A 21,670-nucleotide genomic window follows, 5' to 3' on the forward strand; every position below is an offset into this window, starting at 1 on the left:
ACACTGGCCGCGCTGAAGGACATGACCTCGCAACTGATCGGGCGCTTCTGCACGTCGGCGCTGAAGGCCACTCGCGAGAAGTACGGTCCCGACCCGCTCACCCGCTATCACGCCTCCCTGGTGGTGCCGCGACAGACCCGTTTCGAGATCGCGGTCATGAAGGGCCTCGCCCCGGCGTACGTGATGACCAGCGAGGAACGTCAGCCCGTGTATGCACGTCAGGAGGAGGTTCTCTCCGAACTGGTGCAGCTGCTGGACGCCACCGGGCAGGAGTACCTTGAACCCCTCTTCGCCGAGGACTGGAAGATGGCGCCGAGCGATGCGGCCAGGCACCGGGTCATCATCGACCAGGTGGCCTCGCTCACCGATTCATCTGCGCTCGAGTGGCATCAGACCCTGGTGCGCGGCTCGTTCTACGAGCGTCGCCTGTTCTGACCGGACGCTGCTCCGACGGCACGCTGTTCCGACGCCGCTGCACGGTTCGCACTGCGAGCGTCCTCTCGCCTGAACCTCTTCGAGTTCGTGACCAACGAGGCAGCCTCGAGGCCCCGGGCGGAGCCCCGCTTGGCCGACGCAGACGTCGGTACGGACGGGCGACCCACCGAGGTCAGCGTCCAGCCCGCCGCACGCCACCGCTGAGCGTCGAGCACTCCGCGCCCGTCCACCACTCGACGCCCTGCCACCCGGGTTCCCAGCCATTCGGGATCCAGGCCCAAGTACTCGTCCCACCCGGTGGCCAGGAGCACCACATCAGCGTCCGCGACGGCCGCCTCCAGATCCTCCACGACGTTCAGGGCGGGATGGGCCCTACGAGCGTTGTCGCACCCGTACGGATCCGTCACACTCACCTCGGCGCCGGCGATGTAGAGCCGCGTCGCGATGTCCAGCCCGGGGGCGTCCCGGATGTCGTCGCTGTTGGGCTTGAAGGTGGCACCGAGCACGGCCACCTTGGCGCCCTCGAGCCGCCCGCCCAGTTGCGAGCGTACGGCCTCGACCGCATTGGCGCGTGCCGTGGCGTTGGCCTCATCCACGGCGTCGAGCAGGTCGGCGGCCGAGGTCACGCCGAGCTCACGGGAGCGAGCCCGGAAGGCGCGGATGTCCTTCGGGAGGCAGCCACCGCCGAACCCCAGACCGGCGTCGAGGAACTTGCGACCGATACGTGCATCCATACCGATGGCGTCGGCCAGCACGTCGACATCGCCGCCCGTGGCATGGCAGATCTCGGCCATCGAGTTGATGAAGGAGATCTTGGTGGCAAGGAAGGAATTCGCCGCGACCTTCACCAACTCGGCCGTGGCGTGGTCCGTCACCATCCGCGGGACGTTGTTGCGCAGCAGCGGCGCATAGACCTCGTCAAGCACGCGGGTTGCGTGCTCCCTGCGCTCCGGCGTGGCCAGGGAATCCATGCCGTAGACCAGGCGGTCGGGCCGCATGGTGTCCTCCACCGCGGTGCTCTCCCGCAGGAACTCCGGGTTCCACACGAGGTCGGCGCCGTGGCAGGCGTCCTTGATGCGCTGGGTCAGGCGGGCGGCCGTACCGACGGGAACCGTGGACTTGCCCACCACCACCTGCCCGGGACGCAGCAGCGGCAGCAATGACGTCACCACGGCGTCAAGGGCACGCAGATCGGCGGCATCGCTGTCGGGGCGCTGCGGCGTCCCCACACAGACGAAGTGGACGTCGCAGTCACGGACCGCGTCGGTGTCGTCGGTGAAGCGGAGGCGACCGGAGGCGCGCCCCTCGAGCAGCAACTGCGCCAAACCGGGCTCGTAGAACGGGGGTTCACCGTTGCGCAGGGCGGTGATGCGGTCCTGGTCCTTCTCCACACCGATGACGTGGTGGCCCAGGGCCGCCATGCACGCGGCATGGACGGCTCCGAGATATCCGCATCCGATCACGCTGATGTTCATGAGGGGGCCCCCTGTTCGGGTCAAAGCTGGTGATGGTCGGGGTGGGTGACGGCCCCGTCGCGAGGCGATGTCACCCACCGTTCTCCACTAGGTAATCCGACGGAACGCCAGGATTCCAGCGGCATGAAAGCTTCCTCATCTTCGGCTCATACACGCTTCATTCCGGGCCACCAGAATGGTTGACGGGGCCGCAGCACAGCCCTGTCCGGACCCCGTCGTCCGGCGGGCCGACGGCCGGGCAACAGCCCAATCGGACAGCAGGCCGGCCGGAGAACAGGCCAGTGAGAACAGGCCAGTGAGAACACGAGGAGGCAGCACACGGCATGAACGCGACGACGCCACGCCCACGCATCGCCCTGTACTCCCACGACACCGTGGGACTGGGACACACCAGACGCCAGTTGGCTCTGGCTCACGAGCTGGCCAGGCACCATGCCGGAGCCGATCTGCTGCTGGTCACCGGCAACCCGGAGGCCACCCTGCTGCCTGCACCGGACCGCACCGACGTCGTCACCCTGCCCACCGTGACCAAGGCCGCGGACGGCAGCTACGTTCCCCGTCGACTCGGTAGCGATCTGGAATCCGTGGTGGGTCTACGCAGCGCCATCCTCACGGCAGCGCTCACGAGTTTCTCCCCCGACCTGCTGATCGTGGACAAGGTGCCTCAGGGGTTGTGCGGGGAACTGCTCCAGAGCTTGGAGGCGCTGCGGGGCCGCACCCGGATGGTGCTCGGCCTGAGAGAGGTCCTCGACGACACCGCCACGACGCGCGCCGAGTGGCTCACCGGCAGAACCGAGGACGTGATCCGTGACTACTACGACGAGGTCTGGGTCTACGGGGACCCCAGCGTCTTCGACCCGGCCAAGGAGTACGGGTGGGGCACCGATACCGTCGCCAAGACCGTGCAGTTGGGATACCTCGGCCGGTTGACCCCAGCCGGCTCGGCCAGGCAGACACCCGCCGGCTCGGCCCGGCCCCATGAGCTTCCGAACCGCTACGTCTTGTGCCAGATGGGTGGGGGTGCGGACGGTCTGGCCCTGGCCGAGGCGTTCCTGAGCGCGTCACTTCCGGACGGCTACGAGGGCGTGGTGCTGACCGGTGCGTACCTACCGGCTCACGACCGACTCAGGTTGGAGTCCCTCGCCGCGGCCGGTGGACATCGTCGGGTGATCGGTTTCACCGACCAGGCCGAGGACTGGCTGCTCTCCGCTTCCGCAGTGGTGTCCATGGGTGGGTACAACTCCACCGTGGAGATCCTCTCCGGGAAGGTACCCGCACTCGTGGTGCCCCGCATCCATCCCCGCACGGAACAACTCATCCGGGCGCAATCCCTCGCCGCCACCGGCGCGCTGGACGTGCTGGTGCCCAACGAACTCACGCCTGAGCGGATCGGGGACTGGCTGGCCGCGGTCCTGAACACACCCGGCCCGCAACCCCAGCCCACTCCCACACCGCAGACCGGCCACGGGTCGATCCCGGACCGCATGCTGCGTGCCCGATCCGCCCTTGACCTCAACGGCCTTCAAACTCTTGCCCATCGCACCGACAACCTGATCGGAGTCAGCCACCATGCTGCCTGAGACCACCCCACCCCGGATCGGCTACGTCCTGAAGATGTATCCCCGTTTCTCCGAGACCTTCATCGTCACGGAGATGTTGCAGCTGGAGTCTGCCGGAGCGGATCTGGAGATCTTCTCCCTGCGCCTGCCCGTTGACGGCCGTTTCCATCCGGACCTCGCCGCGATCAGTGCGCCGGTGACCTACCTGCAGCCCGGTTCCCTGCGCGCGGAACAGCTCTGGTCCGCCCTGGCGCAGTATCAGGACCAGGTGGGCCCCCTGAGCCCGGAACAGCAACGCGAGTTGGTGAAGCTGACGCCCCGCGACGCCGCTCAGTCGTTGGACCTGGCACGGGAGGCGCTGGCCCGTGGCATCACGCACCTGCACGCCCACTTCGGGTCCGTTGCCACCTCGGTGGCCCGCATGGCCGCGGCACTGGCCGGAATCCGCTACAGCTTCACGGCCCATGCCAAGGACATCTTCCACGAGGACGTGGACCCCGAGGATCTGGGTGCCAAGCTCCGGGACGCCGCGGCCGTGGTCACGGTTTCCGACTTCAACCTGGACTTCCTGCACGCCACCTACGGGGAGGCGGCAGAATCCACCGTGCGGATCTACAACGGCATCGCCCTGGAACGCTTCCCGTTCACCGCTCCGGAACTGAAGGCGGACACCGACAGCAGCGACCCGGTCGTGATCTCCGTGGGGCGACTCGTGGAGAAGAAGGGTTTCGACACCCTCATCGACGCCGCTGCGATCCTGCGGCAACGCGGGGTCCGTGCCCGCTTCGAGATCGTGGGCAGCGGCGCACTGCAGGACGCACTGGCGGCCCAGATCGGTGCCCTGGGTCTGGATGACATGGTGGAACTGATCGGGGCCCTGCCGCAGGACCGGATGCGTGAGAAGGTCGCGGCGGCCACGGTCTTCGCCGCCCCCTGCCGCGTGGGCCAGGACGGCAACCGTGACGGGTTGCCCACGGTGCTGCTCGAATCCATGGCCCTGGGCACGCCGTGCGTCTCCACCCCGGTCACCGGCATCCCCGAGGCCATCATCTCCGGGGAAACGGGGGTCCTGGTGGAATCGGACGACGCAGAGGCGCTGGCGGATGCGCTGCAGTCCCTGCTCTCGGATCGGCAGCTGCGCGCGGACTACGCCACCTCCGCCCGCGCCCTGATCGAGGCCCAGTTCGATGCCGCACGGCAGGCCGGCCAGGTGTACAACCTGATCAAGGCCATTGCGGCAGGCACGGACCTGCCCGCGTCGACCACCCCTGCCACCCCGTCCACCTCGGACGTCCCGGCGGCCGTCGCGGCCGCAGAGGTGGTGGCCGGATGAGCCTGCGAATCGCCATGGTCTGCACCGACCCCGGTATCCCGTTCTTCGGGACCAAGGGGGCGTCCATCCACCTGCAATCCGTGCTGAAGGTCCTGCTGGACGCGGGGCACCAGGTCCACGTCCTGACCCCGCGGCCAGGACCGTTGAGCCACCCGCTGGCCGGCCTCGTTCAGCTGCATCCACTTCCTGCAGTCAAGGGTGAGGACGCCGCGGAACGTGAACGCTCCATCCAGCGTTCCGACGCCGCCATCTCCGCCGTTCTGGACCGGCTGCTCCCGGACCTGGTCTACGAGCGCTACTCCTTGTGGGGTCGCACCTGCACCCAGTGGGCCGGTGAACGGGTCCCGAGCATCCTCGAGGTCAACGCACCCCTGGTGCAGGAGCAGCTGCGCCACCGCGAGCTGGTGGACGTGGCCGGTGCCGAGTCCGTGGCCCACGACGCCCTGCTCGCCGCCCGCCTGGTCACCTGCGTCAGTGAACCCGTGGCCCAATGGGCCAGGTCAGTGGCGCCCGAGGCCAACATCGTGGTCCTCCCCAACGGGGTGGACCCGGAGCGCATCGCGCCGGCCGAAGGCCGCCACGACGGCCCCTTCACCGTCGGGTTCCTGGGCACCCTGAAGCCTTGGCACGGTGTCGACACGCTGCTCGACGCGGCGGCCTTGGCCGCCGCTGCAGGGAACCCTTGGCATGTCCTCATGGTGGGAGACGGCCCGCTGCGCGCGGACCTGGAGGCCGCAGCGGCGCGCCTGGGGCTCGACGTCGAATTCACCGGAGCGCTCGCCGCGAGCGACGTCGCCGACCAGCTGAACCGCATGGATGTGGCGTGCGCCCCGTACCCGGTCCAGGAGGACGACTACTTCTCCCCGTTGAAGGTCTACGAATACCTGGCGGCCGGTCTGCCCGTCGTGGCCAGCGCCGTCGGCCAGATCCCCGAGATCCTCGGCAGCGACGGGGACACGAACAACGCGGGCGAGGCCGAGCTGGGCGTTCTGGTGCCGCCGAGCGATCCCGCGGCGCTCGCCGCCGCCGTGACCCACCTGCGCAACGATCCCGAACGTCGTGCCGCTCTGGGGCGGGCTGCTCGGCAGAGAGTTCTCGAGCGCCACACGTGGAACGCAGTGGTTGAACAGGCTCTGGAGCACGTCGGGCTGGAATTGGAGCCGGCATGAGTCGCAAGACACCGACGATGCGGCAGGCGGTGCCGTCGCTGCTGCAGCTGGCCCGCCACGTGAAATCTCACCTGGCCGCACAGAAGCTGCTGCTGGCGCTCGGCATGCTCTTCCTCCTGCTGGAGGTGGGCCTGCGGCTGCTGGAACCCTGGCCGCTGGCGTTCGTGCTGGATGAACTCGCCCGCGCAGCCGGTGCCAACTACACCGGCACCGGGACGGGCATGACCCTGACCACGCTGTTGTTGGTGGCCGGTGGCGTGTTGCTGCTGGTCGTGGTGGGTCGTGCTGCGGCCTCGTACGGCATGACCGTGATGTTCGCCCTGGCCGGGAACAGGGTGCTCACCCGGGTCCGCTCCGAGCTGTACGACCACCTGAACTCGCTCTCGATGCGTTTCCATCACTCCCGCAGGACCGGGGACCTGGTCACCCGGCTCACCGGCGACGTGGGGCGGATGCAGGATGCGGTGGTCACGGCCATGCTGCCGCTGATCGGCAACATCGTGACCCTGGCAGGGATGCTGGTGGTCATCTTCATCATGGACTGGCAATTGGCCCTCGTCGCCGTGGTGGTGCTGCCCGCCTTCCTGCTGTTGGGCAAGCGATCCACCAGGAAGATCGCCGGCGTGGCACGGCAGCAACGCAAGGCGGAGGGAGGCCTGGCCTCCCTGAGCACCGAGACCCTGGGCGCCATGCCCGTGGTGCACGCCTACCAGCTGCAGGGACGGCTCCATGACCGCTTCGCGAAGGGCAACAACCGCGCGCTCAAGGACGGGGTGAAGGCCAAGCGGCTCTCCGCGGGGCTTGAACGTGCCACCGACGTATTGGTGGGCCTGGCCACGGCCATCGTGTTGGTGGCCGGTGCCCACCGGGTCCTCAACGGGCACCTGACGCTGGGCGAGCTCACCGTCTTCCTGACGTATCTGAAGACCGCTTTCCGGCCCCTGCGTGACGTCGCCAAGTACACCGGCCGGATCTCCAAGGCGGCGGCATCGGGGGAGAGGATCGTGGATCTGCTGGACGAGATCCCGGAGATCACCGACAGCCGCTACAGCAGAGAGGCTCCACGGCTGCGAGGCTACGTGGAGTTTCAGGACGTGCGCTTCGGCTACAGCGCGGACCGTCCGGTGCTCAAGGGCATCAACCTGCAGATCCTCGCAGGTCAGCGGGTCGCCGTGGTCGGAACGTCGGGAGCGGGGAAGTCCTCGCTGTCGAATCTGCTGCTGCGCCTGCATGATCCGGACGTGGGAAGCGTGCGCGTGGACGGCCACGACCTGCGCGACCTGACGCTGAACTCCGTACGAAACCAGATCGCGGTGGTGCTGCAGGATTCGCCCCTGTTCGCCGAGTCCATTGCGGCGAACATCGCGCTGGGGACCACGCGTGAGGTGACTCAGGAGCAGATCGAACGCGCGGCCCAGATCGCCGGCGCTCACGAGTTCATCTCCGCCCTGCCTGACGGCTACGACACGGTGCTCTCCGACCGCGGAACGGGGCTCTCGGGAGGCCAACGCCAACGCATCGCGATCGCCCGAGCCGCGATTCGTGACGCGCCGATCGTGATCCTGGACGAGGCCCTGACCGGCCTGGATCCGGCGACTCAGACGGAGGTCACCGAGGCCCTGTACCGCCTGACCGAGGGACGAACCACGCTGATCATCACGCACGACCCGGAGACCGCAGCAGATGCGGATCGGGTGGTGCGGATGGAACACGGCCGGGTGGTCTCCGACGGCCCGCCCACAGGACTGATCACAGGAGCGGCATGAGCGCCTCACCCCACACCACCGCCGAGACCCCGTTCGACGCGGACGTCTTCGGGGCTGACCTACCCGGGGCGGCTGCACTGTTTTCCCCCGAGGTGTTGGCCTCGGGCGTCGAAGGCGCACCGGGACCCATCTCGGTGACGTACCTTCGCCCGAAACCCTCTGTCAGCCTGACGGCCGCCGTGCGCACCTCGCAGGGTCTGGCCATGGCCTACGCCGTGGCGGAGGGGGCTGCGGCGAAACTGGAGAAGCTGGTGCTCAAGGCCCCACCCGGAACGCTGCTGCACCACGATCCGGTGCGGCGGTGGGCGCTGGTGCGTCCCGAAGCCGACAGGGACCTGCCCGGGATCGCTCGGCTGACCGGCGCACGGACGCCGGCGGATGAATCGTCGGCCCATGAACCGTCAGCCTATGAACCGCTGACGTACAAACCGCAGCGGCGCTGGGTCGCCACCCGCGCGGACGGTGGGGGCGACGAAGGCGCGGGCCAGATCGTGCGTTGCTATCGCAAGGCAGAGCTGGAGGCCATCAGTGCCCGGTGGCCGGACGCGACCAACGCAGACCTGGTCAGCGACGTCACCGGGGAACGACTTCGTCTCCCCACGGTGCTGACAAGCTCCCGCAAATGGGGCACCCTGACCACCTCACGTGTCCCGGGCACCGCGCTCGCGGCAGACGGCGGCGGTCGGATCGAGATCATGGAGCGAGTCGGACGCGCGCTCGCCGCCTGGCACCGGCTTCCGGCACCGCCACACACGACGACGCCGGGGATCGGGATGGACACGGGCCGGTCGCTGCGCCGCCTGCTCCCTGACCTGCACCAGCGGGTGGATGAGCTGGAGGCGCGACTGCTTGCGCTACCCCCGGCCCCCAGCCAGCACGTGGTGTGGTGTCACGGCGACTTCTCCGCCGACCAGGTCCTCGTGGACCGCCACGGCGACATTTCGTTGATCGACTGGGACCGTAGCGGAGCCGGCCCACGTTCCACGGATCTGGCCGTGGCGGACGCGGCCGGGATGGACCCGGAGGCCTACAACGCCCTTCTGACCGGATACACGCAACTGGCGCCGCTGCCGAGCGACCTCACTGCAGCGCGCGCGCTGGCCTGCTGGTCGCGGGCGGTGGATCCCTTCCGGCAGGCGGATCCGCACTGGGCTCACCACATCGAAGACCGACTTGACCACATCGAGGAGCTACTCGGATGACGACCTCCACCACCTCACCCATTCTCGGCGAGAGTTTTGCCCCGCGCTGGCTGGATCCCCTGGCGGCGTCCGGGTACCGGCTGCGGCGCGCGTGGCCGCGAGGTATGGACCATCTGCTCCTGGAGGTCGTGACTCCCCACGGCGAGCGTGTCGCCGGACAGTGGTTCGGGGACCAGGAACGGGCCCGGCACATCGTGGGCCGTACGACCGGCGCCACCCTGGTGGGGCAGGTGGTACTGCAACCGCACGGCGCAGACCGAAAACTGCATCCTCTGGCGTCCCTGGTGGCGGAGCCGGGGCACAGGTTGGTGGCTCACCGCCCGGAACGTCGGGCCGTCGTCGAGGGGGAGCGGGGCTACATCAAGGTCATGCGGCCGGAGAAGTTCGCGGCCGTCGCGGCAGGGGCGCGGTTGGCCCACGGACTGGGGATCGGGGCGCCCGAGGTCCTGCATGAGGACCCGGCCGTCGGGATCCTGGAGACCCGGACCCTGCCCGGGGTGCCCCTTGCCGAGCTTCTGGGAACGGACGCCGCCGAAAGCTCCTGCTTCCGGGCAGGAGAGACCGCGGCCAGGCTCCACGCCGTGTCGATCCCGGAGGACATCGAGTTGCCCGTCCACGGGGCGGCGCAGGAGGCCCAGGTCCTGAACACCTGGAAACGGCGTGCCACGCACTTCACCGCCAGAACCTTCCACGAACCTGCACCGGACCTGCCTGACCCGGAGGCCACGCAGGCGTGCCTGTTGCACCGAGACCTGCATGACGGGCAGATGATCTTCGATACGGATCATGACGGCATCCTGGACCTGGACCTGATGGCGGTGGGACACCCGGCCTTGGACGTGGGGAATCTTCTGGCCCACCTGGAACTGCGTCACGAACAGGGGCTGATGAGGATCGACGTCGACACCGCTGAACGCGCCGTCCTGGAGGGGTACCGGCCGTCCCCCGTAGTGATGCGCGCGCTGCCCGCCTACCGTGAGGCGGCCAGGCAGCGACTGCAGGCCGTGTACTCGCTGCGGAATGCGGAACTGGCCTCATGATGGACACCGGATCCGGACGCAAGGCGCCGGGATATACCTGGCCCGGGGGCCGATTCGCGAGCGGCAGCACCACGGGGTAGGGCCCTGCGGTTACACGAGGAGGTAGGTTGGCCAGCATCCTGATCGCCGAGGACGAAGAACGGATCGCCGCGTTCGTGGAGAAGGGGCTCCGCGCGGCCGGGCACACCACCGCCATAGCCAAGACCGGCCCGGCGGCGCTGGATGCGGCGTGCTCAGGGGACCTCGACCTGATGATCCTCGACATCGGTCTCCCAGGTATGGACGGGTTCCAGGTCTTGGAGGCCGTCCGTGGCCAAGGTCAGGACCTCCCGGTCATCATCCTCACCGCCCGCGACTCCGTCACCGACACCGTGACCGGGCTGGAGGGTGGAGCGGATGACTACATGGCCAAACCCTTCCGCTTCGAGGAATTACTGGCACGGGTGCGACTTCGCCTGCGTGAGAAATCCGCCGCGTCCGAACCCACCACCCTGAACGCCGCAGGGATCGAACTGGATCTGCGGACCCGCGTGGCTCAGGTCGACGCGCGCAGCATGGAGCTCTCCTCACGTGAATTCTCCTTGCTCGCGGCCTTCATGCGCCATCCGGGCCAAGTGCTTTCCCGGCAGCAGCTGCTCTCTCAGGTCTGGGGTTTCGAATTCGACCCGGGCTCCAACGTGGTGGACGTCTACGTCCGGTATCTGCGGGCCAAGGTCGGCGCGCAGCGGATCAAGACCGTGCGTGGAGCCGGGTACCGGCTGGTGCAGTGATGCCCGACGGCGTGTGGTCACCCTTCCGCGGGTGACGGCCCGATCGCGGGGCGAGACGCCTCCGCGGGGTACCCGCCCGGCTCAGCCGCGCGGCGCCTCGGTACGCAACGGCAGGTCCAGGGTGAAGACGGATCCCTCGCCGAGTGCTGACTCCACGGACACGGTTCCACCATGGGCCTGTGCGATCCGGGACACGATCGCCAGCCCCAATCCGCGTCCGGGCGTGTTCCCGGTACGGGCGCCGCGCGTGAAGCGCTGGAAGATACCGGACTGGTCTTCTTCCGCGATCCCGATGCCCGAGTCCGCCACCCACAGCTGCAGCCCGTCGTCATGGATGGCCCCACCGATACTGATCGCGTCCCCGGTGGAGGAATAGCGCACGGCGTTGCTCGCCAGCTGGAGCAGCGCCTGGGTGATGCGGTTCTGATCCAGGTACGCGGTGCCCTCCGGGAGGGCATCGATGGACCAGTCCCGGTCTCCCAACGACGTGGCCTTGGCCAGCGTCTCCACGACCAGGTCGGTGAGTTCCGTCGGGGCCAGGTCCACGAAGCCGGGGCGTTCACTTCGTGCCAGCATGATCAGGTCATCGATCAGCCGGGACATGCGGTTGAGCTCGTCCTCCACGATCTTGAGGGTCTGAGCCTGTTCCTCCGGGGACTCTCCCATCACGCTGAGGTGACCCCGCACGATCGTGACGGGTGTGCGCAACTCATGGCCGGCGTCGTCAAGGAAACGGCGTTGTGACTCGAACGCCGTCTCCAGGCGGTCCAACATGCCGTTGAAGGTGCGGGTCAGTTGGGCCACGTCGTCGTTACCGGTCACCTCTATGCGCTTGGAGAGGTCCGTCTCGCTGATGAGTTCCGCCGTGTCCCTCACACGCCTGACCGGGGCGAGCACATGGCCGGCCACGAGCCACCCGCCGATGGCGGTGACCACGAGGGCGATGAGGCCGGCAACGATCATGACCAACACCAGATCCCTGGAGCGCTGGTAGCCGGGCTCCAGGTATTCGATGACCACCAACGCACCCGACGAATCCTGACCGGCCAGGGAGACCGGCAGAATCGCATAGAAGACCTCACCGTCCGTGGTCTGCATGCGCCCGTCGATCGGTTTGGTGGCCGCAGACGCCTTCTTCACGAGGACCTCGTTGGTGTCCAGCCTGGTCCAGTCCTCGGTCCGGGAGCGAAGGTCCGCTTTGCCGTCCACCACGCTGAAGAGTTGTTCGGAGGAGTCGGTGAGGTGGTGCCTCAGGTAGTCGGCGAACAAGGCATGCAGTGATGAGGGTTGGGCGGTATTGCCGCTCACGCGCGAACTCGCGGCCTGCCGGAACTTATCCAGTTCGTGGGCGCTCTCGGCCTGGGCTTCTTCCTGCACGCGGTCGAACAAGATGCGCCCTGTGATCCCGTCAGCCAGCCCCAGGAACACGGTCATCAGGCCAACGATGGCCCCCACGATGCGCAGCCGTGCCGACGGATGTCGTCGGCGCTCAGTCATCGTCGTCGTCCTCGTCCCATTCGTCATCGTCATCGTCATCGTCATCGTCGTCGTCATCGTCGTGATCATCGTCATCGACGTCGTCATCGTCGGCGTCCGGCCCGGCCTTGTTCGGGGCGGCGGGCGTCACCATGTCGGCGCCGCCGCCCGCGGAACCGGAGTTGCCCGACCGGGCGGGCGTGGTCGGCGGGCTGGTTCGCTTCGGCGCCGGAGCCGGGGTCACCTTCTTCTGCGGTGCCTCCGATGGAGTCGCGGACGGGGTCGGGGAGGTGGTTGTGCTGGACGGTGCTTCGCTGGAGGGGTCGGTGTTGCGCGGCGCGTCGCTGGACGGATCGGCGCTGGGCGTTTCGGTGCTCGACGGTTCGGGGACCACCGTGACGGGGTCACCCAGGTCCGGGCGGGGCCCGGCCGTGGCTCGCTCCACGCACCAGGCGCCCGCGACGCCGATCACGGCGAGCAGGCACAGGGTGAGGAACCACCGGAGAATACGCACACACCAAGCATGCCGTGTCGACGGCGTGGGCGGCAGTCCCAGGACGAGGGGATGAGAGCACTCTCATATGCGTCTCACCGAGTACGCTCACGGCGCAGGCGGTTGTGGACGGAGGCCACCAAGCGGTCGGACCCCGGCCCTAGAATGAAGTCGTGGCCGGGTTGATCAGACGAGAAGACATCGAGGAGGTCCGTGCGCGCACGGACATCAAGGCCGTGGTGGAAGGCTTTGTCTCCCTGAAGTCGGCCGGCATCGGCTCGTACAAGGGCCTGTGTCCCTTCCACGACGAGCGCAGCCCCAGCTTCCACGTCCGCCCCCAGGTGGGGGCCTACCACTGCTTCGGTTGTGGCGAATCAGGGGACGCCATCTCCTTCCTGATGAAGCTGAATCACACCACCTTCGTGGAGACGGTGGAGCAGCTCGCCGCCCGCGTCGGTTTGGAATTGCACTACGAGGACGGCGGCACCGGTCCGGACAAGGAGAGCGTGGGGCGCCGCCAGCGCCTGCTGGACGCCAACAAGGTCGCCGAGGAGTTCTTCAGGGCCAACCTGCGCACCGACGGGGCACGGGCAGGGCAGCAGATGCTCTCCGAGCGCGGCTTCACACCGGCAGACGCCGATCGTTTCGGGGTGGGATACGCCCCCAAGGGGTGGGACAACCTGCTGCGTCACCTGCGCAATCGCGGCTTCAAGGATGACGAACTCAAGCTCACCGGCCTGATGTCAGAGGGACAACGGGGCCTGTACGACCGCTTCCGTGGCCGCCTGATCTGGCCCATCCGTGACCTCACCGGAGCCACGGTGGGTTTCGGCGCCCGCAAGCTCTACGACGATGACCAGGGGCCCAAGTACCTCAACACCCCTGAGACGCAGCTCTACAAGAAGTCTCAGGTGCTCTACGGGGTGGATCTCGCCAAGCGTGAGATCTCCAAGCACAAGCAGATCGTGGTGGTGGAGGGCTACACCGACGTCATGGCCTGTCAGCTGGCGGGCGTCACCACGGCGGTGGCCACCTGTGGCACGGCCTTCGGCGCCGATCACGTGAAGATCGCCAGACGCATGCTCTCCGACTTCGGAACCGGTGGGGAGGTCATCTTCACTTTCGACGGCGATGCCGCAGGCCAGAAGGCCGCCTTGCGTGCCTTCCAAGAGGATCAGCGCTTCGTTGCGCAAACCTATGTCTGCGTGGAACCCAATGGAATGGACCCGTGCGAGCTGCGTCAGAATCGGGGCGATGACGCCGTGGTCGCGCTGATCCAGGACAAACGTCCGCTCTTCGAGTTCGCCATCAAGGTGGGGCTGAAGAAGCATGACCTCAATACCGTGGAGGGTCGCGTGACGGCCCTGCGGGAGGCCTCCCCGGTGGTGGCCCAGATCCGTGACCCCGCCATGCGGCCGGCCTACAGTCGCGAGCTCGCGGGGTGGCTGGGTATGGACCCGGCCGACGTGGAGCGGTCGGTCCGCTCAGCCGTGCAGCGTGGGCGTCACGCGCAGCCGAGCCACCAGGACTCGTCCGGGCGGCAGGGGAGTACCGCGTCCGAGGCGGGAACGTCGACGTCGGGCACGTCGACGTCGGGCGGGGGACAGCTGCCGGACGGCCCCGCCTGGGAGCGCCCGGACACCCGGGATCCGGTGGTGCGCATGGAACGGGAGGCGCTGGAAGTGGTCCTGCAGCATCCTGAGCGGCTGGACGCTGCTGCGTGGGAGGCGGTCTATGAGGCGCGCTTCTCCGCGCCGGCTCACGCCGCGGTCAAGGACGCCATCTATACGGCGGCGATGCAGGGGACCCCGACCACCCGCTGGGTGGAGGGCGTGCGTCACGAGATTCCGGAGCCGCTGGCCGACTTCGTCTCGGAACTGGCCGTGGCACCACTGCCGGTGGGCAGTGAGGAGGAACTCGAGCGCTACTGCACGGGCATCATGAACCGGCTCTTCGACCTCCAGATCGGCCACGCCAAGGCGGACCTGCTCGGCAGGCTGCAACGGCTGCCCTCGGACGCGCCTGCGGAGGAGTCGGCCACCATCAACCGCCAACTCATGGAACTCGAGATGCGCCGCAGGCAGCTGCGGGACGAAACCTGAGGTCACCAATGTGATCTGCGTCCGATCCGGTCGCGCCGTTTTGGCGATGCGGCCCGGATGAGGATAGGCTTAAGGGGTTGCGATCCCCCGTAGCTCAATTGGCAGAGCATTCGACTGTTAATCGAAGGGTTACTGGTTCGAGTCCAGTCGGGGGAGCCATTCATCCGCAAGGTTTCTCGGAATTCTCGTGGGCGGATGGGGTCCGGGTTCCGGATCGCGCGGCAGCTACGATCCCCCGTAGCTCAATTGGCAGAGCATTCGACTGTTAATCGAAGGGTTACTGGTTCGAGTCCAGTCGGGGGAGCCACGTCACGAGAGGCCCCGGTCACCGCCGGGGCCTCTCGTGTATCCGGCCTACGGAGACCCAAGGAGCACACACGTTTTGCGGCTACTCATCGACGCCCGGTACACCCGCACCGACCACCACGACGGCATCTCGAGGTTCACGGCCAGCCTGATCGAGGCGCTGGCCCGCCGCCACGACGTGGTCATGCTGGTCAGTGACGCGGCCCAGCTGCCCATGCTTCCTGACGTGCCGCACGTGCTCACGTCCTCTCCCACGTCCCCGCTGGAACCGTTGGTCGCCTGGCGCATCAACCGACTCAACCCGGACGTGGTGTTCTCGCCCATGCAGACCATGGGGTCGTGGGGGCGAAAACATGCCTTGGTGCTGACGCTGCATGACCTGATCTACTATCGCCACCGCACCCCGCCGGGCTTCCTGCCGCCGCCCGTGCGCCTACTGTGGCGGCTCTACCATTTGGCCTGGTGGCCGCAGCGGGTCCTGTTGAACCGGGCCGACGTCGTTGCGACCGTCTCGGAGACCACCAAGCGCCTGATGCAACAGCATCGGCTGACGAAGCGCCCCATCCGGGTGATTCCGAACGCCGCCGGGGACGGACGGGAGGTGGTGGTTCGAGATCTCTCCAAGGCCCCGTCCAAGCAGCTGCTCTACATGGGCTCCTTCATGGAGTACAAGAACGTGGAGACGCTCATCGCTGCCATGGCGCACCTGCCCGGGTACCGCCTGCATCTGCTCTCGGGCATCCGTGACGAACGTCGCGAGCAATTGCAGGCATTGGTGCCCGCGGGTGCGGACGTGGTCTTCCACGGCGGCGTCTCCGAGGACGAGTACCAGGAGCTTCTATGCACTGTCACCGCCTCGGTCACCCTGTCCAGGGACGAGGGCTTCGGGATCCCGCTGGTCGAAGCCATGAAGGTCGGCACCCCCGTGGTGGCCAGCGACCTGGAGATCTTCCGTGAGGTGGGGGAGGACGCCGTGACCTACGTGGATCCGGATCAGCCCGAGGCCCTGGCCGAGGCGGTCCTGCGCCTGGAGGATCCGGCCACTTTCGAACGTGCTTCATCGGCGGGCCTGGAACGCTCACGGCACTTCGACTGGGATCACTCCGCGCAGCGCCTCTGGGAGGTCTGCGAGGAAGCGTTGAGCCTGCGCAACGCACATTCGCGCAGATAAAGCCCACGAATTCTTCGAGAATGCACGTGACCTAGGTCAAGACTTCCGCGTTGAGCGGGAGTTTGCTGAGCGTCAGATGATAGTTTGGACTGGTTGTGACGTCACGCAAACGTCCTTGAGGAGGAGCGGACATGACTCAGACCCGGGAGAACGGGCCTGCCCGGCCGAAGAATCTGCGAGAGACCGTCTCGGTGCTCACGCGGTTGGCGCCGAAGCAGATCAATGATGAGATTTCCCTGACGGTTGCTCAGCTGAAGTCCAAGGGCGTCTCCCTGGCCGTGTCCGTGGCACTCGTGGTGGTCGGCCTCGTGTTCGTAGGGCTGCTCACGATCGCGTTGGTGGTGGCCGCCATTGCCGGCCTCGCCACCGTGATGCCGCTGTGGCTCTCCGCGCTGCTGGTCGCCGCCTTCTTCTTGATCCTGGCAGCGATCCTGGCCGGTGTCGGCGCCATGCGCGCCAAGTACCAGATCCCAGAGGCCATCGAGGTTCCCAAGTCCTCCATCAAGCGCGTCAAGCATGATTTGGGCGTTCTGAAGGACGGTACGTCCTTCGACCCGTCCACGTTGGACCAGCCCAAGAAGAAGGAGCCGACTTCTCCGAAGAAGGCCGCCAAGCAGGCCGAGAAGGACGAGGCCAAGCGCAAGGCGGCAGAGGAGAAGGCCAACACTCCCAAGCCCACCGAGGCCGAGCTGCGTCGTCGTCTGGCCCGCCGTCGTGAACACCTGGCGACCCTGCGCGATGACCTGGGGCGCCAGACCGATGTGAAGGCCCGCGTGGGTGGTTTCACCTCCAAGTTCTCCGGTCACGGCGACTCCTCCGATCCGGTGCAGTCTCGTGCCGCAGTGGAGAAGATCGGTCCTTGGGTCGTGACCGTCGGTGCCGCCGGTGCCATTGCCCTCTTCCTGGTCAAACTCTTCGGCAACGCGGACAAGAAGGCAGCGAAGAAGGACGCCAAGAAGTCCGCCGCCGCAGCCAAGAAGGCTGCCAAGAAGGCCAAGAAGCAGTCCAAGTGATTTCTGTCCTCCGGGGGCGGCGGCCACCGGAGGGGGATCCACACATCAGCGGGAGGCTCCGGTGCGATTGATCGGTGCCGGTCAGCGCGACGATATCGACTACGTCGAGCTGCACACCTTCTGGACCGTGCCCAACCTCATCACGTTGGTGAGGTTCGCCCTGATCCCGGTGTTCACCTGGCTGGTGGCCACCGGGCATCCTGTCCGCGCGTTCTTCACCCTGGCCGTGGTCTTCTCCACGGACTGGGTCGACGGGTACGTGGCTCGGCGCTTCAACCAGGTCTCCTCCGTAGGGAAGTGGCTGGCCCCGTTCGCCGACCGCCTGACCCTCATCATCGTCGCCACGACCTTCGTGGTGTTCAACGTGGCGCCGCCCTGGTTCGTCTGGGCCATCGTCATTCCCGACGTCGGCTTGGCGCTTGCCTGCATCGTGCTTTTCCGGGGGAGCCCGGAGTTGCCCGTGACGAAGCTCGGCAAGATCCGCACCGCAGTCCTGATGATCTCGGCACCACTGCTGCTGTTGTCCCAGGCCGATTTCTCCTTCGCCGAACCCCTGGAAACCATGTGCACGTGGGTCCTGCTCCTGGGATCGCTGTTGCACGTTGCCGCAGCCTGTCAGTACCTGGCGCAGGCCGTGGCCAAGGCGAAAAGTCGCAAGGGTCGTCGGCCGTCCCGGACGAAGGGCCATCCGGCATGACTCAGCTCGTGTGGCCTGCCATCTGTTGCGCGTTGATCTCCGCCGTGTTCATCGCGGTGGGAACGCAACGTCAGTCCATGGGTGTGCTCAAACACCTCGCCGAGACCGGTGTGACCCCGCGCTCCACCCTGACCTTGCTCGGTAGCTGGACCTGGCTGAGCGGACTGGGACTGCTGGGCCTCGGCATGGTTCTGAACGTGGCGGCCCTGACCATGGCCCCCATCATGGTGGTGCAGCCGCTCGGCTGCATCGCGCTGGTCCTCACCTCACTCATCAACGCCCGCTACGAGCGCAAATCCGTCACCAAGGCCACGTGGATCTCCATCACGGTGTGTGTGCTGGGATCGGTGGCCTTCGTACTCTTGGCCATCGGCGCCACCCATGAGAACCCCATCGACCTCAACGAGCGTTGGTTGGTCATCGCGATCATGGCCGTGGTCGCCCTCGTCTTCGGCGGCGGAGCCTTCCTACGCCGTCGTCGTTCCGGTGGTGCCGTCTTCTACATCGTCGGCGCGGGCATCCTGTTCGGGTTGACCGCGGTCCTGGTCCGTACCATTGCCTTGGCCATCACGCGCTGGGACCACGACGTCCCGTTCTGGGAACAGCTTCCCTGGGCTCCGCTCATCGCCGTGGTCGTGGCCGCCGTCCTGGGACAGTACTTCAACCAGCACGCCTATGCGGTGGGCTCGCCGGACCTCGTGATCGCCGGACTCACCGTGATCGATCCCATGGTGTGCGTCATCGTCGGCGTGACGATCCTGGGGGAACTGCAACCAGGAGTGTCGGCTCTGCACGGTCTTGGGCTGGTGGCGGCAGCACTGGTTGCTATCGTTGGGGTGGTCATGCTCTCCCGGAACCGCACCAGGACCCAGCCCGGTACCACCCGGGCAGGCAACGCGGCCGGTACGGACGGAGAGCACAACATCGGGGAACCCCGCCTGCCATGATCTGCCATGACGGAATCACCCCGCGAACAAGGAGTGGCCTGAAGTCTTGAAGAACTCTGCGCACCAGATCCAGCCCGAGCAGCCGGAGTTCAAGCGCGAGGGTCCCCTGCGTATCCTCATCGCGTGCGACACGTATCCGCCGGACGTCAACGGGGCGGCCGTGTTCTGTTTCCGGTTGGCCACCGCGTTGTCCAAGCGCGGTCACGAGGTTCACATCGTAGCGGCCCGGACGGACAACGGCCCCTCCTATGTGGAACACCGCCCGGAGGCCACCGTCCACCGAGTTCAGTCCCACAAGGCCCCCACCCACGAGACCTACCGACTGTGTATGCCGCGCACCGCTACCAAGGTCATCGCGGGCGTTCTGGATTCCATCAAGCCTGACGTGGTGCACATCCAGTGCCACTACATGATCGGTAAGGCCGCTCAGGAGCAGACGGTCAAGCGTGGAATCCCTCTGATCGCCACCAACCACTTCATGCCAGAGAACCTTGAGCCGTTCCTGCCGTTCCCTCAGTGGTTCCTCAATATCGTCTCCCGCAATTCGTGGCGGGACATGGGCAAGATCATGGGCCATGCCAATGTGGTCACCACGCCCACGCAGTTGGCTGCGGACGAGATGGCCAAACGTGCCAAGCTTCCGGAGGTGCTTGCGCTGTCCAACGGCATCGACTCGCAGCACTACGAGTTGCGACGCGGTGAGGCGATCGAGCACCCCGATTACCCCGTCATCCTGTTCTCGGGTCGCCTGGCCGTGGAGAAGAACGTGGATGTGCTCATCCGGGCCGTGGCCCGATTCAGGGGGGAGAACGCGCCGCACCTGCACATCGTCGGTGCGGGGGAGCAACGGCCCAAGTTGGAGGCGCTCGTCAACGAGCTCGGGCTCGCCGACCGGGTGCATTTCCTCGGGTTCGTGGACGACGGCGAGCTGCGCAGGCAGTACCTGTTGGCTGACATCTTCTGCCAGCCGGGTACGGCCGAGTTGCAGTCCTTGGTGACCCTGGAGGCGCTCTCCGCCTCGAAGCCGGTGGTGCTCGCCAACGCCTTGGCACTGCCCCACCTGGCCGACGACGGTGTCAACGGCTACCTCTTCACCCCCGGCGACGACGCGGACCTGGCGGCGAAGCTGAAGCTCATCCTGGACCTCACCCCTGAGGAACGCAGGGCCATGGGCGTGGCCGGTCATCGCAAGGCGCTGCAGCACGCGCAGGGCCGCACCATCGACGCCTTCGAGGCGCTCTACCGGGGTGCCTCCGCGGACGACATCCGCGCCATGAACTGAACCGTCCCCGGTGGGGTTGCCCACCACCTCAATGCCCGACGGTGGTACGAGCCTTGGGCATCGAATCGCGCCGCAGGCGCGCCATCGTCGGCGCGCCTGCGGCGCGTTTCGGCGCTGAGCCGGATCCCGTCGTCGGGCATGAGGGGCCCGACGACCGTGACTCAGCTGCCTGCCATCGTCTTGACGATGCCGGAGGCGGACTGTCCGCCCCGCTTGAGCACCAGTGCAACGAAAGCCAACGCTGCCAGCGTCAAGACGAACATGATGGTGGACATCGCTGCCACCTCCGGCTTGGTCGCAACGCGCACGGCGGCGAAGAGGTACACAGGCCAGGTGGTGTAGCCGGGCTGCTGCACGAAGCTGGAGAGGATCGTGTTGTCCAGGCTGAGCGTGAAGCCCATCAGCGCGCCGGCCAGCACACCAGGGGCCGCGATCGGCAACGTGATGTCCTTGAAGCGGTGCCAGGCATTGGCGCCGAGGTCGGCCCCTGCCTCCTCCAGCTGCTTGTCCACGGCGCCCATGCGTGCGCGGACGATGAAGGTGACGACGGCCAGGGAGAACATCGCGTGGCTGATCACCAGACGGACCAGCCCGTTGTTGATGGGGCCGATGCCCCAGTCCACGCCAAGCGTCACGAACCAGGGCAGGAACGAGATGCCGTCCACGATCTCCGGAGTCATCAGCGTCAGGGCCAACAGCACGGTCAATCCGGTGGCCCACAGCGCGCCCTTGCGCGCCCTCGCCAGGGCGATGCCGCCGATCGTGCCGAGCACGGTGGCGAGGACCGCGCAGCCCAACGCTGTCTGCAAGCTCGTGATCACCGAGGACACGATGATGTCGTTGTTGATCGCGCTGATGTAGGCCTTGAACCCGAAGCCCTTGAAGTTGGCGAGGACCTTCCCGGTGTTGAACGAGTAGGCGATGATCACGATGATCGGTACGAAGAGATAGACGAAGACCAGCACCCCCCAGATGGTGAAGAGGGAATTGGTCAGCTTGTTGCGTTTGCGTCCGGCCGCCATGTCAGGCTCCTTCCAGGACCACGCGGGTGGCGCGTGAGTAGATCGCACGGCCGGCCCACAGCAGGGCGGCGGCCACGGCGACCACGATCAGGGTGGACAGGATGAGGACCACAGCCATGGCGGAACCGAGTGCCCAGTTCTGAGCCGTGTTGAACTGGCCCGCGATCAACATGCCGATCATCGAGCCGCTGGCACCGCCCAACACCTGCGCCGTCACGTAGTCGCCCATGAGAGGGACGAAGACCAGCAGGCAACCCGAGGCGATTCCAGGCATGGCCAGCGGCATCGTGACCTTGAAGAACGTCTGGAACTTCCCGGCCCCCAGGTCGTAACTGGCCTCACGCAGGGAGGTACCGGCGGTGTCGATGGCGACGAAGAGCGGCATGATCATCAACGGCAGGTAGTTGTAGAC

The 21,670-nt window shown here is 67.0% G+C and carries 18 protein-coding genes, 2 tRNA genes and 1 pseudogene; 16 read left to right on the forward strand and 5 right to left on the reverse strand.

Annotated features, from left to right (window positions below):
- Positions 1-435: pseudogene (locus tag Q0A15_RS05900) on the forward strand (deoxyguanosinetriphosphate triphosphohydrolase); the annotation flags it as partial.
- Here the strand turns inward: Q0A15_RS05900 and Q0A15_RS05905 are convergent.
- Positions 414-1,910, reverse strand: coding sequence for a UDP-glucose/GDP-mannose dehydrogenase family protein (locus Q0A15_RS05905; RefSeq protein WP_291278603.1), 1,497 nt, complete (start codon positions 1,908-1,910; stop codon positions 414-416). The pseudogene Q0A15_RS05900 and the gene Q0A15_RS05905 overlap by 22 nt on opposite strands.
- Before the next feature lie 323 nt (positions 1,911-2,233).
- Between Q0A15_RS05905 and Q0A15_RS05910 the strand changes: the two genes are divergently transcribed.
- The 7 genes from Q0A15_RS05910 (at position 2,234) to Q0A15_RS05940 (ending at position 10,749) form a co-directional block, all read left to right on the forward strand.
- Complete coding sequence (locus Q0A15_RS05910; protein ID WP_291278604.1) at positions 2,234-3,490, forward strand: glycosyltransferase; 1,257 nt, start codon at positions 2,234-2,236, stop codon at positions 3,488-3,490.
- Positions 3,480-4,802 (forward strand): glycosyltransferase family 4 protein, encoded by a 1,323-nt coding sequence (locus Q0A15_RS05915; RefSeq protein WP_291278605.1) that lies wholly within the window; start codon positions 3,480-3,482, stop codon positions 4,800-4,802. Before Q0A15_RS05910 ends, Q0A15_RS05915 begins: the two co-directional genes overlap by 11 nt.
- Positions 4,799-5,971 carry a glycosyltransferase family 4 protein gene (locus Q0A15_RS05920; protein ID WP_291278606.1) on the forward strand — a complete coding sequence of 391 codons (1,173 nt, stop codon included), beginning with the start codon at positions 4,799-4,801 and terminating at the stop codon, positions 5,969-5,971. Before Q0A15_RS05915 ends, Q0A15_RS05920 begins: the two co-directional genes overlap by 4 nt.
- On the forward strand, positions 5,968-7,737 hold the full coding sequence (locus tag Q0A15_RS05925; RefSeq protein ID WP_291278607.1) for an ABC transporter ATP-binding protein: 1,770 nt from the start codon (positions 5,968-5,970) through the stop codon (positions 7,735-7,737). Before Q0A15_RS05920 ends, Q0A15_RS05925 begins: the two co-directional genes overlap by 4 nt.
- A complete protein-coding gene (locus Q0A15_RS05930; protein WP_291278608.1) occupies positions 7,734-8,939 on the forward strand; it encodes a phosphotransferase in 1,206 nt (401 codons plus the stop codon). The genes Q0A15_RS05925 and Q0A15_RS05930 overlap by 4 nt, the downstream gene beginning before the upstream one ends.
- Positions 8,936-9,979 (forward strand): phosphotransferase, encoded by a 1,044-nt coding sequence (locus tag Q0A15_RS05935; RefSeq protein ID WP_291278609.1) that lies wholly within the window; start codon positions 8,936-8,938, stop codon positions 9,977-9,979. The genes Q0A15_RS05930 and Q0A15_RS05935 overlap by 4 nt, the downstream gene beginning before the upstream one ends.
- A gap of 107 nt (positions 9,980-10,086) precedes the next feature.
- On the forward strand, positions 10,087-10,749 hold the full coding sequence (locus Q0A15_RS05940) for a response regulator transcription factor (RefSeq protein WP_291278610.1): 663 nt from the start codon (positions 10,087-10,089) through the stop codon (positions 10,747-10,749).
- An 81-nt stretch (positions 10,750-10,830) separates the two neighbouring features.
- Here the strand turns inward: Q0A15_RS05940 and Q0A15_RS05945 are convergent, their stop codons facing one another.
- Together Q0A15_RS05945 and Q0A15_RS05950 are read right to left on the reverse strand one after the other, a co-directional pair.
- The gene (locus Q0A15_RS05945) at positions 10,831-12,246 is read right to left on the reverse strand and encodes a cell wall metabolism sensor histidine kinase WalK (RefSeq protein WP_291278611.1); all 1,416 of its coding nucleotides are present in this window, start codon (positions 12,244-12,246) and stop codon (positions 10,831-10,833) included.
- A complete protein-coding gene (locus Q0A15_RS05950; protein ID WP_291278612.1) occupies positions 12,239-12,739 on the reverse strand; it encodes a hypothetical protein in 501 nt (166 codons plus the stop codon). The genes Q0A15_RS05945 and Q0A15_RS05950 overlap by 8 nt, the downstream gene beginning before the upstream one ends.
- A 152-nt stretch (positions 12,740-12,891) precedes the next feature.
- On the opposite strand from Q0A15_RS05950, the gene dnaG reads away from it, so the two are divergent.
- From dnaG to Q0A15_RS05990, 8 genes are all read left to right on the forward strand, one after another.
- Entirely contained in the window at positions 12,892-14,820 is a 1,929-nt protein-coding gene (gene dnaG / locus Q0A15_RS05955; protein WP_291278613.1) for a DNA primase, read from the forward strand.
- A gap of 83 nt (positions 14,821-14,903) precedes the next feature.
- A tRNA-Asn gene (locus Q0A15_RS05960) sits at positions 14,904-14,979 on the forward strand.
- Between the two features lie 72 nt (positions 14,980-15,051).
- Positions 15,052-15,127 (forward strand) — tRNA-Asn (locus Q0A15_RS05965).
- 75 nt (positions 15,128-15,202) lie between these two features.
- The gene (locus tag Q0A15_RS05970; RefSeq protein ID WP_291278614.1) at positions 15,203-16,297 is read left to right on the forward strand and encodes a glycosyltransferase family 1 protein; all 1,095 of its coding nucleotides are present in this window, start codon (positions 15,203-15,205) and stop codon (positions 16,295-16,297) included.
- A 131-nt stretch (positions 16,298-16,428) separates the two neighbouring features.
- Entirely contained in the window at positions 16,429-17,310 is an 882-nt protein-coding gene (locus Q0A15_RS05975; protein ID WP_291278615.1) for a phage holin family protein, read from the forward strand.
- 61 nt (positions 17,311-17,371) lie between these two features.
- Positions 17,372-18,007, forward strand: coding sequence for a CDP-alcohol phosphatidyltransferase family protein (locus tag Q0A15_RS05980; protein ID WP_291278616.1), 636 nt, complete (start codon positions 17,372-17,374; stop codon positions 18,005-18,007).
- Positions 18,004-18,954 (forward strand): DMT family transporter, encoded by a 951-nt coding sequence (locus Q0A15_RS05985; protein WP_291278617.1) that lies wholly within the window; start codon positions 18,004-18,006, stop codon positions 18,952-18,954. The genes Q0A15_RS05980 and Q0A15_RS05985 overlap by 4 nt, the downstream gene beginning before the upstream one ends.
- Positions 18,955-19,000: 46 nt before the next feature.
- A complete protein-coding gene (locus tag Q0A15_RS05990) occupies positions 19,001-20,236 on the forward strand; it encodes a glycosyltransferase (RefSeq protein ID WP_291278618.1) in 1,236 nt (411 codons plus the stop codon).
- Between the two features lie 161 nt (positions 20,237-20,397).
- Here Q0A15_RS05990 and Q0A15_RS05995 read toward each other — a convergent pair whose 3' ends face one another.
- On the reverse strand, positions 20,398-21,258 hold the full coding sequence (locus Q0A15_RS05995; RefSeq protein ID WP_291278619.1) for an ABC transporter permease: 861 nt from the start codon (positions 21,256-21,258) through the stop codon (positions 20,398-20,400).
- A 1-nt stretch (position 21,259) separates the two neighbouring features.
- A partial coding sequence (locus Q0A15_RS06000; protein ID WP_291278620.1) for an ABC transporter permease occupies positions 21,260-21,670 on the reverse strand: 411 nt, incomplete at its 5' end.

Origin of the sequence: Galactobacter sp., assembly GCF_022712295.1 — a bacterium.
Lineage (GTDB): Bacteria > Actinomycetota > Actinomycetes > Actinomycetales > Micrococcaceae > Galactobacter.

What these genes read in the sequence shown, in the direction of transcription:
- Q0A15_RS05975 (WP_291278615.1), top strand. Translation starts at nt 16,429, where the DNA reads ATGACTCAGACCCGGGAGAACGGGCCTGCCCGGCCGAAGAATCTGCGA.
- Q0A15_RS05910 (WP_291278604.1), top strand. Translation starts at nt 2,234, where the DNA reads ATGAACGCGACGACGCCACGCCCACGCATCGCCCTGTACTCCCACGAC.
- Q0A15_RS05985 (WP_291278617.1), top strand. Translation starts at nt 18,004, where the DNA reads ATGACTCAGCTCGTGTGGCCTGCCATCTGTTGCGCGTTGATCTCCGCC.
- Q0A15_RS05930 (WP_291278608.1), top strand. Translation starts at nt 7,734, where the DNA reads ATGAGCGCCTCACCCCACACCACCGCCGAGACCCCGTTCGACGCGGAC.
- Q0A15_RS05945 (WP_291278611.1), bottom strand. Translation starts at nt 12,246, where the DNA reads ATGACTGAGCGCCGACGACATCCGTCGGCACGGCTGCGCATCGTGGGG.
- Q0A15_RS05915 (WP_291278605.1), top strand. Translation starts at nt 3,480, where the DNA reads ATGCTGCCTGAGACCACCCCACCCCGGATCGGCTACGTCCTGAAGATG.
- Q0A15_RS05995 (WP_291278619.1), bottom strand. Translation starts at nt 21,258, where the DNA reads ATGGCGGCCGGACGCAAACGCAACAAGCTGACCAATTCCCTCTTCACC.
- Q0A15_RS05925 (WP_291278607.1), top strand. Translation starts at nt 5,968, where the DNA reads ATGAGTCGCAAGACACCGACGATGCGGCAGGCGGTGCCGTCGCTGCTG.
- Q0A15_RS05920 (WP_291278606.1), top strand. Translation starts at nt 4,799, where the DNA reads ATGAGCCTGCGAATCGCCATGGTCTGCACCGACCCCGGTATCCCGTTC.
- Q0A15_RS05905 (WP_291278603.1), bottom strand. Translation starts at nt 1,910, where the DNA reads ATGAACATCAGCGTGATCGGATGCGGATATCTCGGAGCCGTCCATGCC.
- Q0A15_RS05935 (WP_291278609.1), top strand. Translation starts at nt 8,936, where the DNA reads ATGACGACCTCCACCACCTCACCCATTCTCGGCGAGAGTTTTGCCCCG.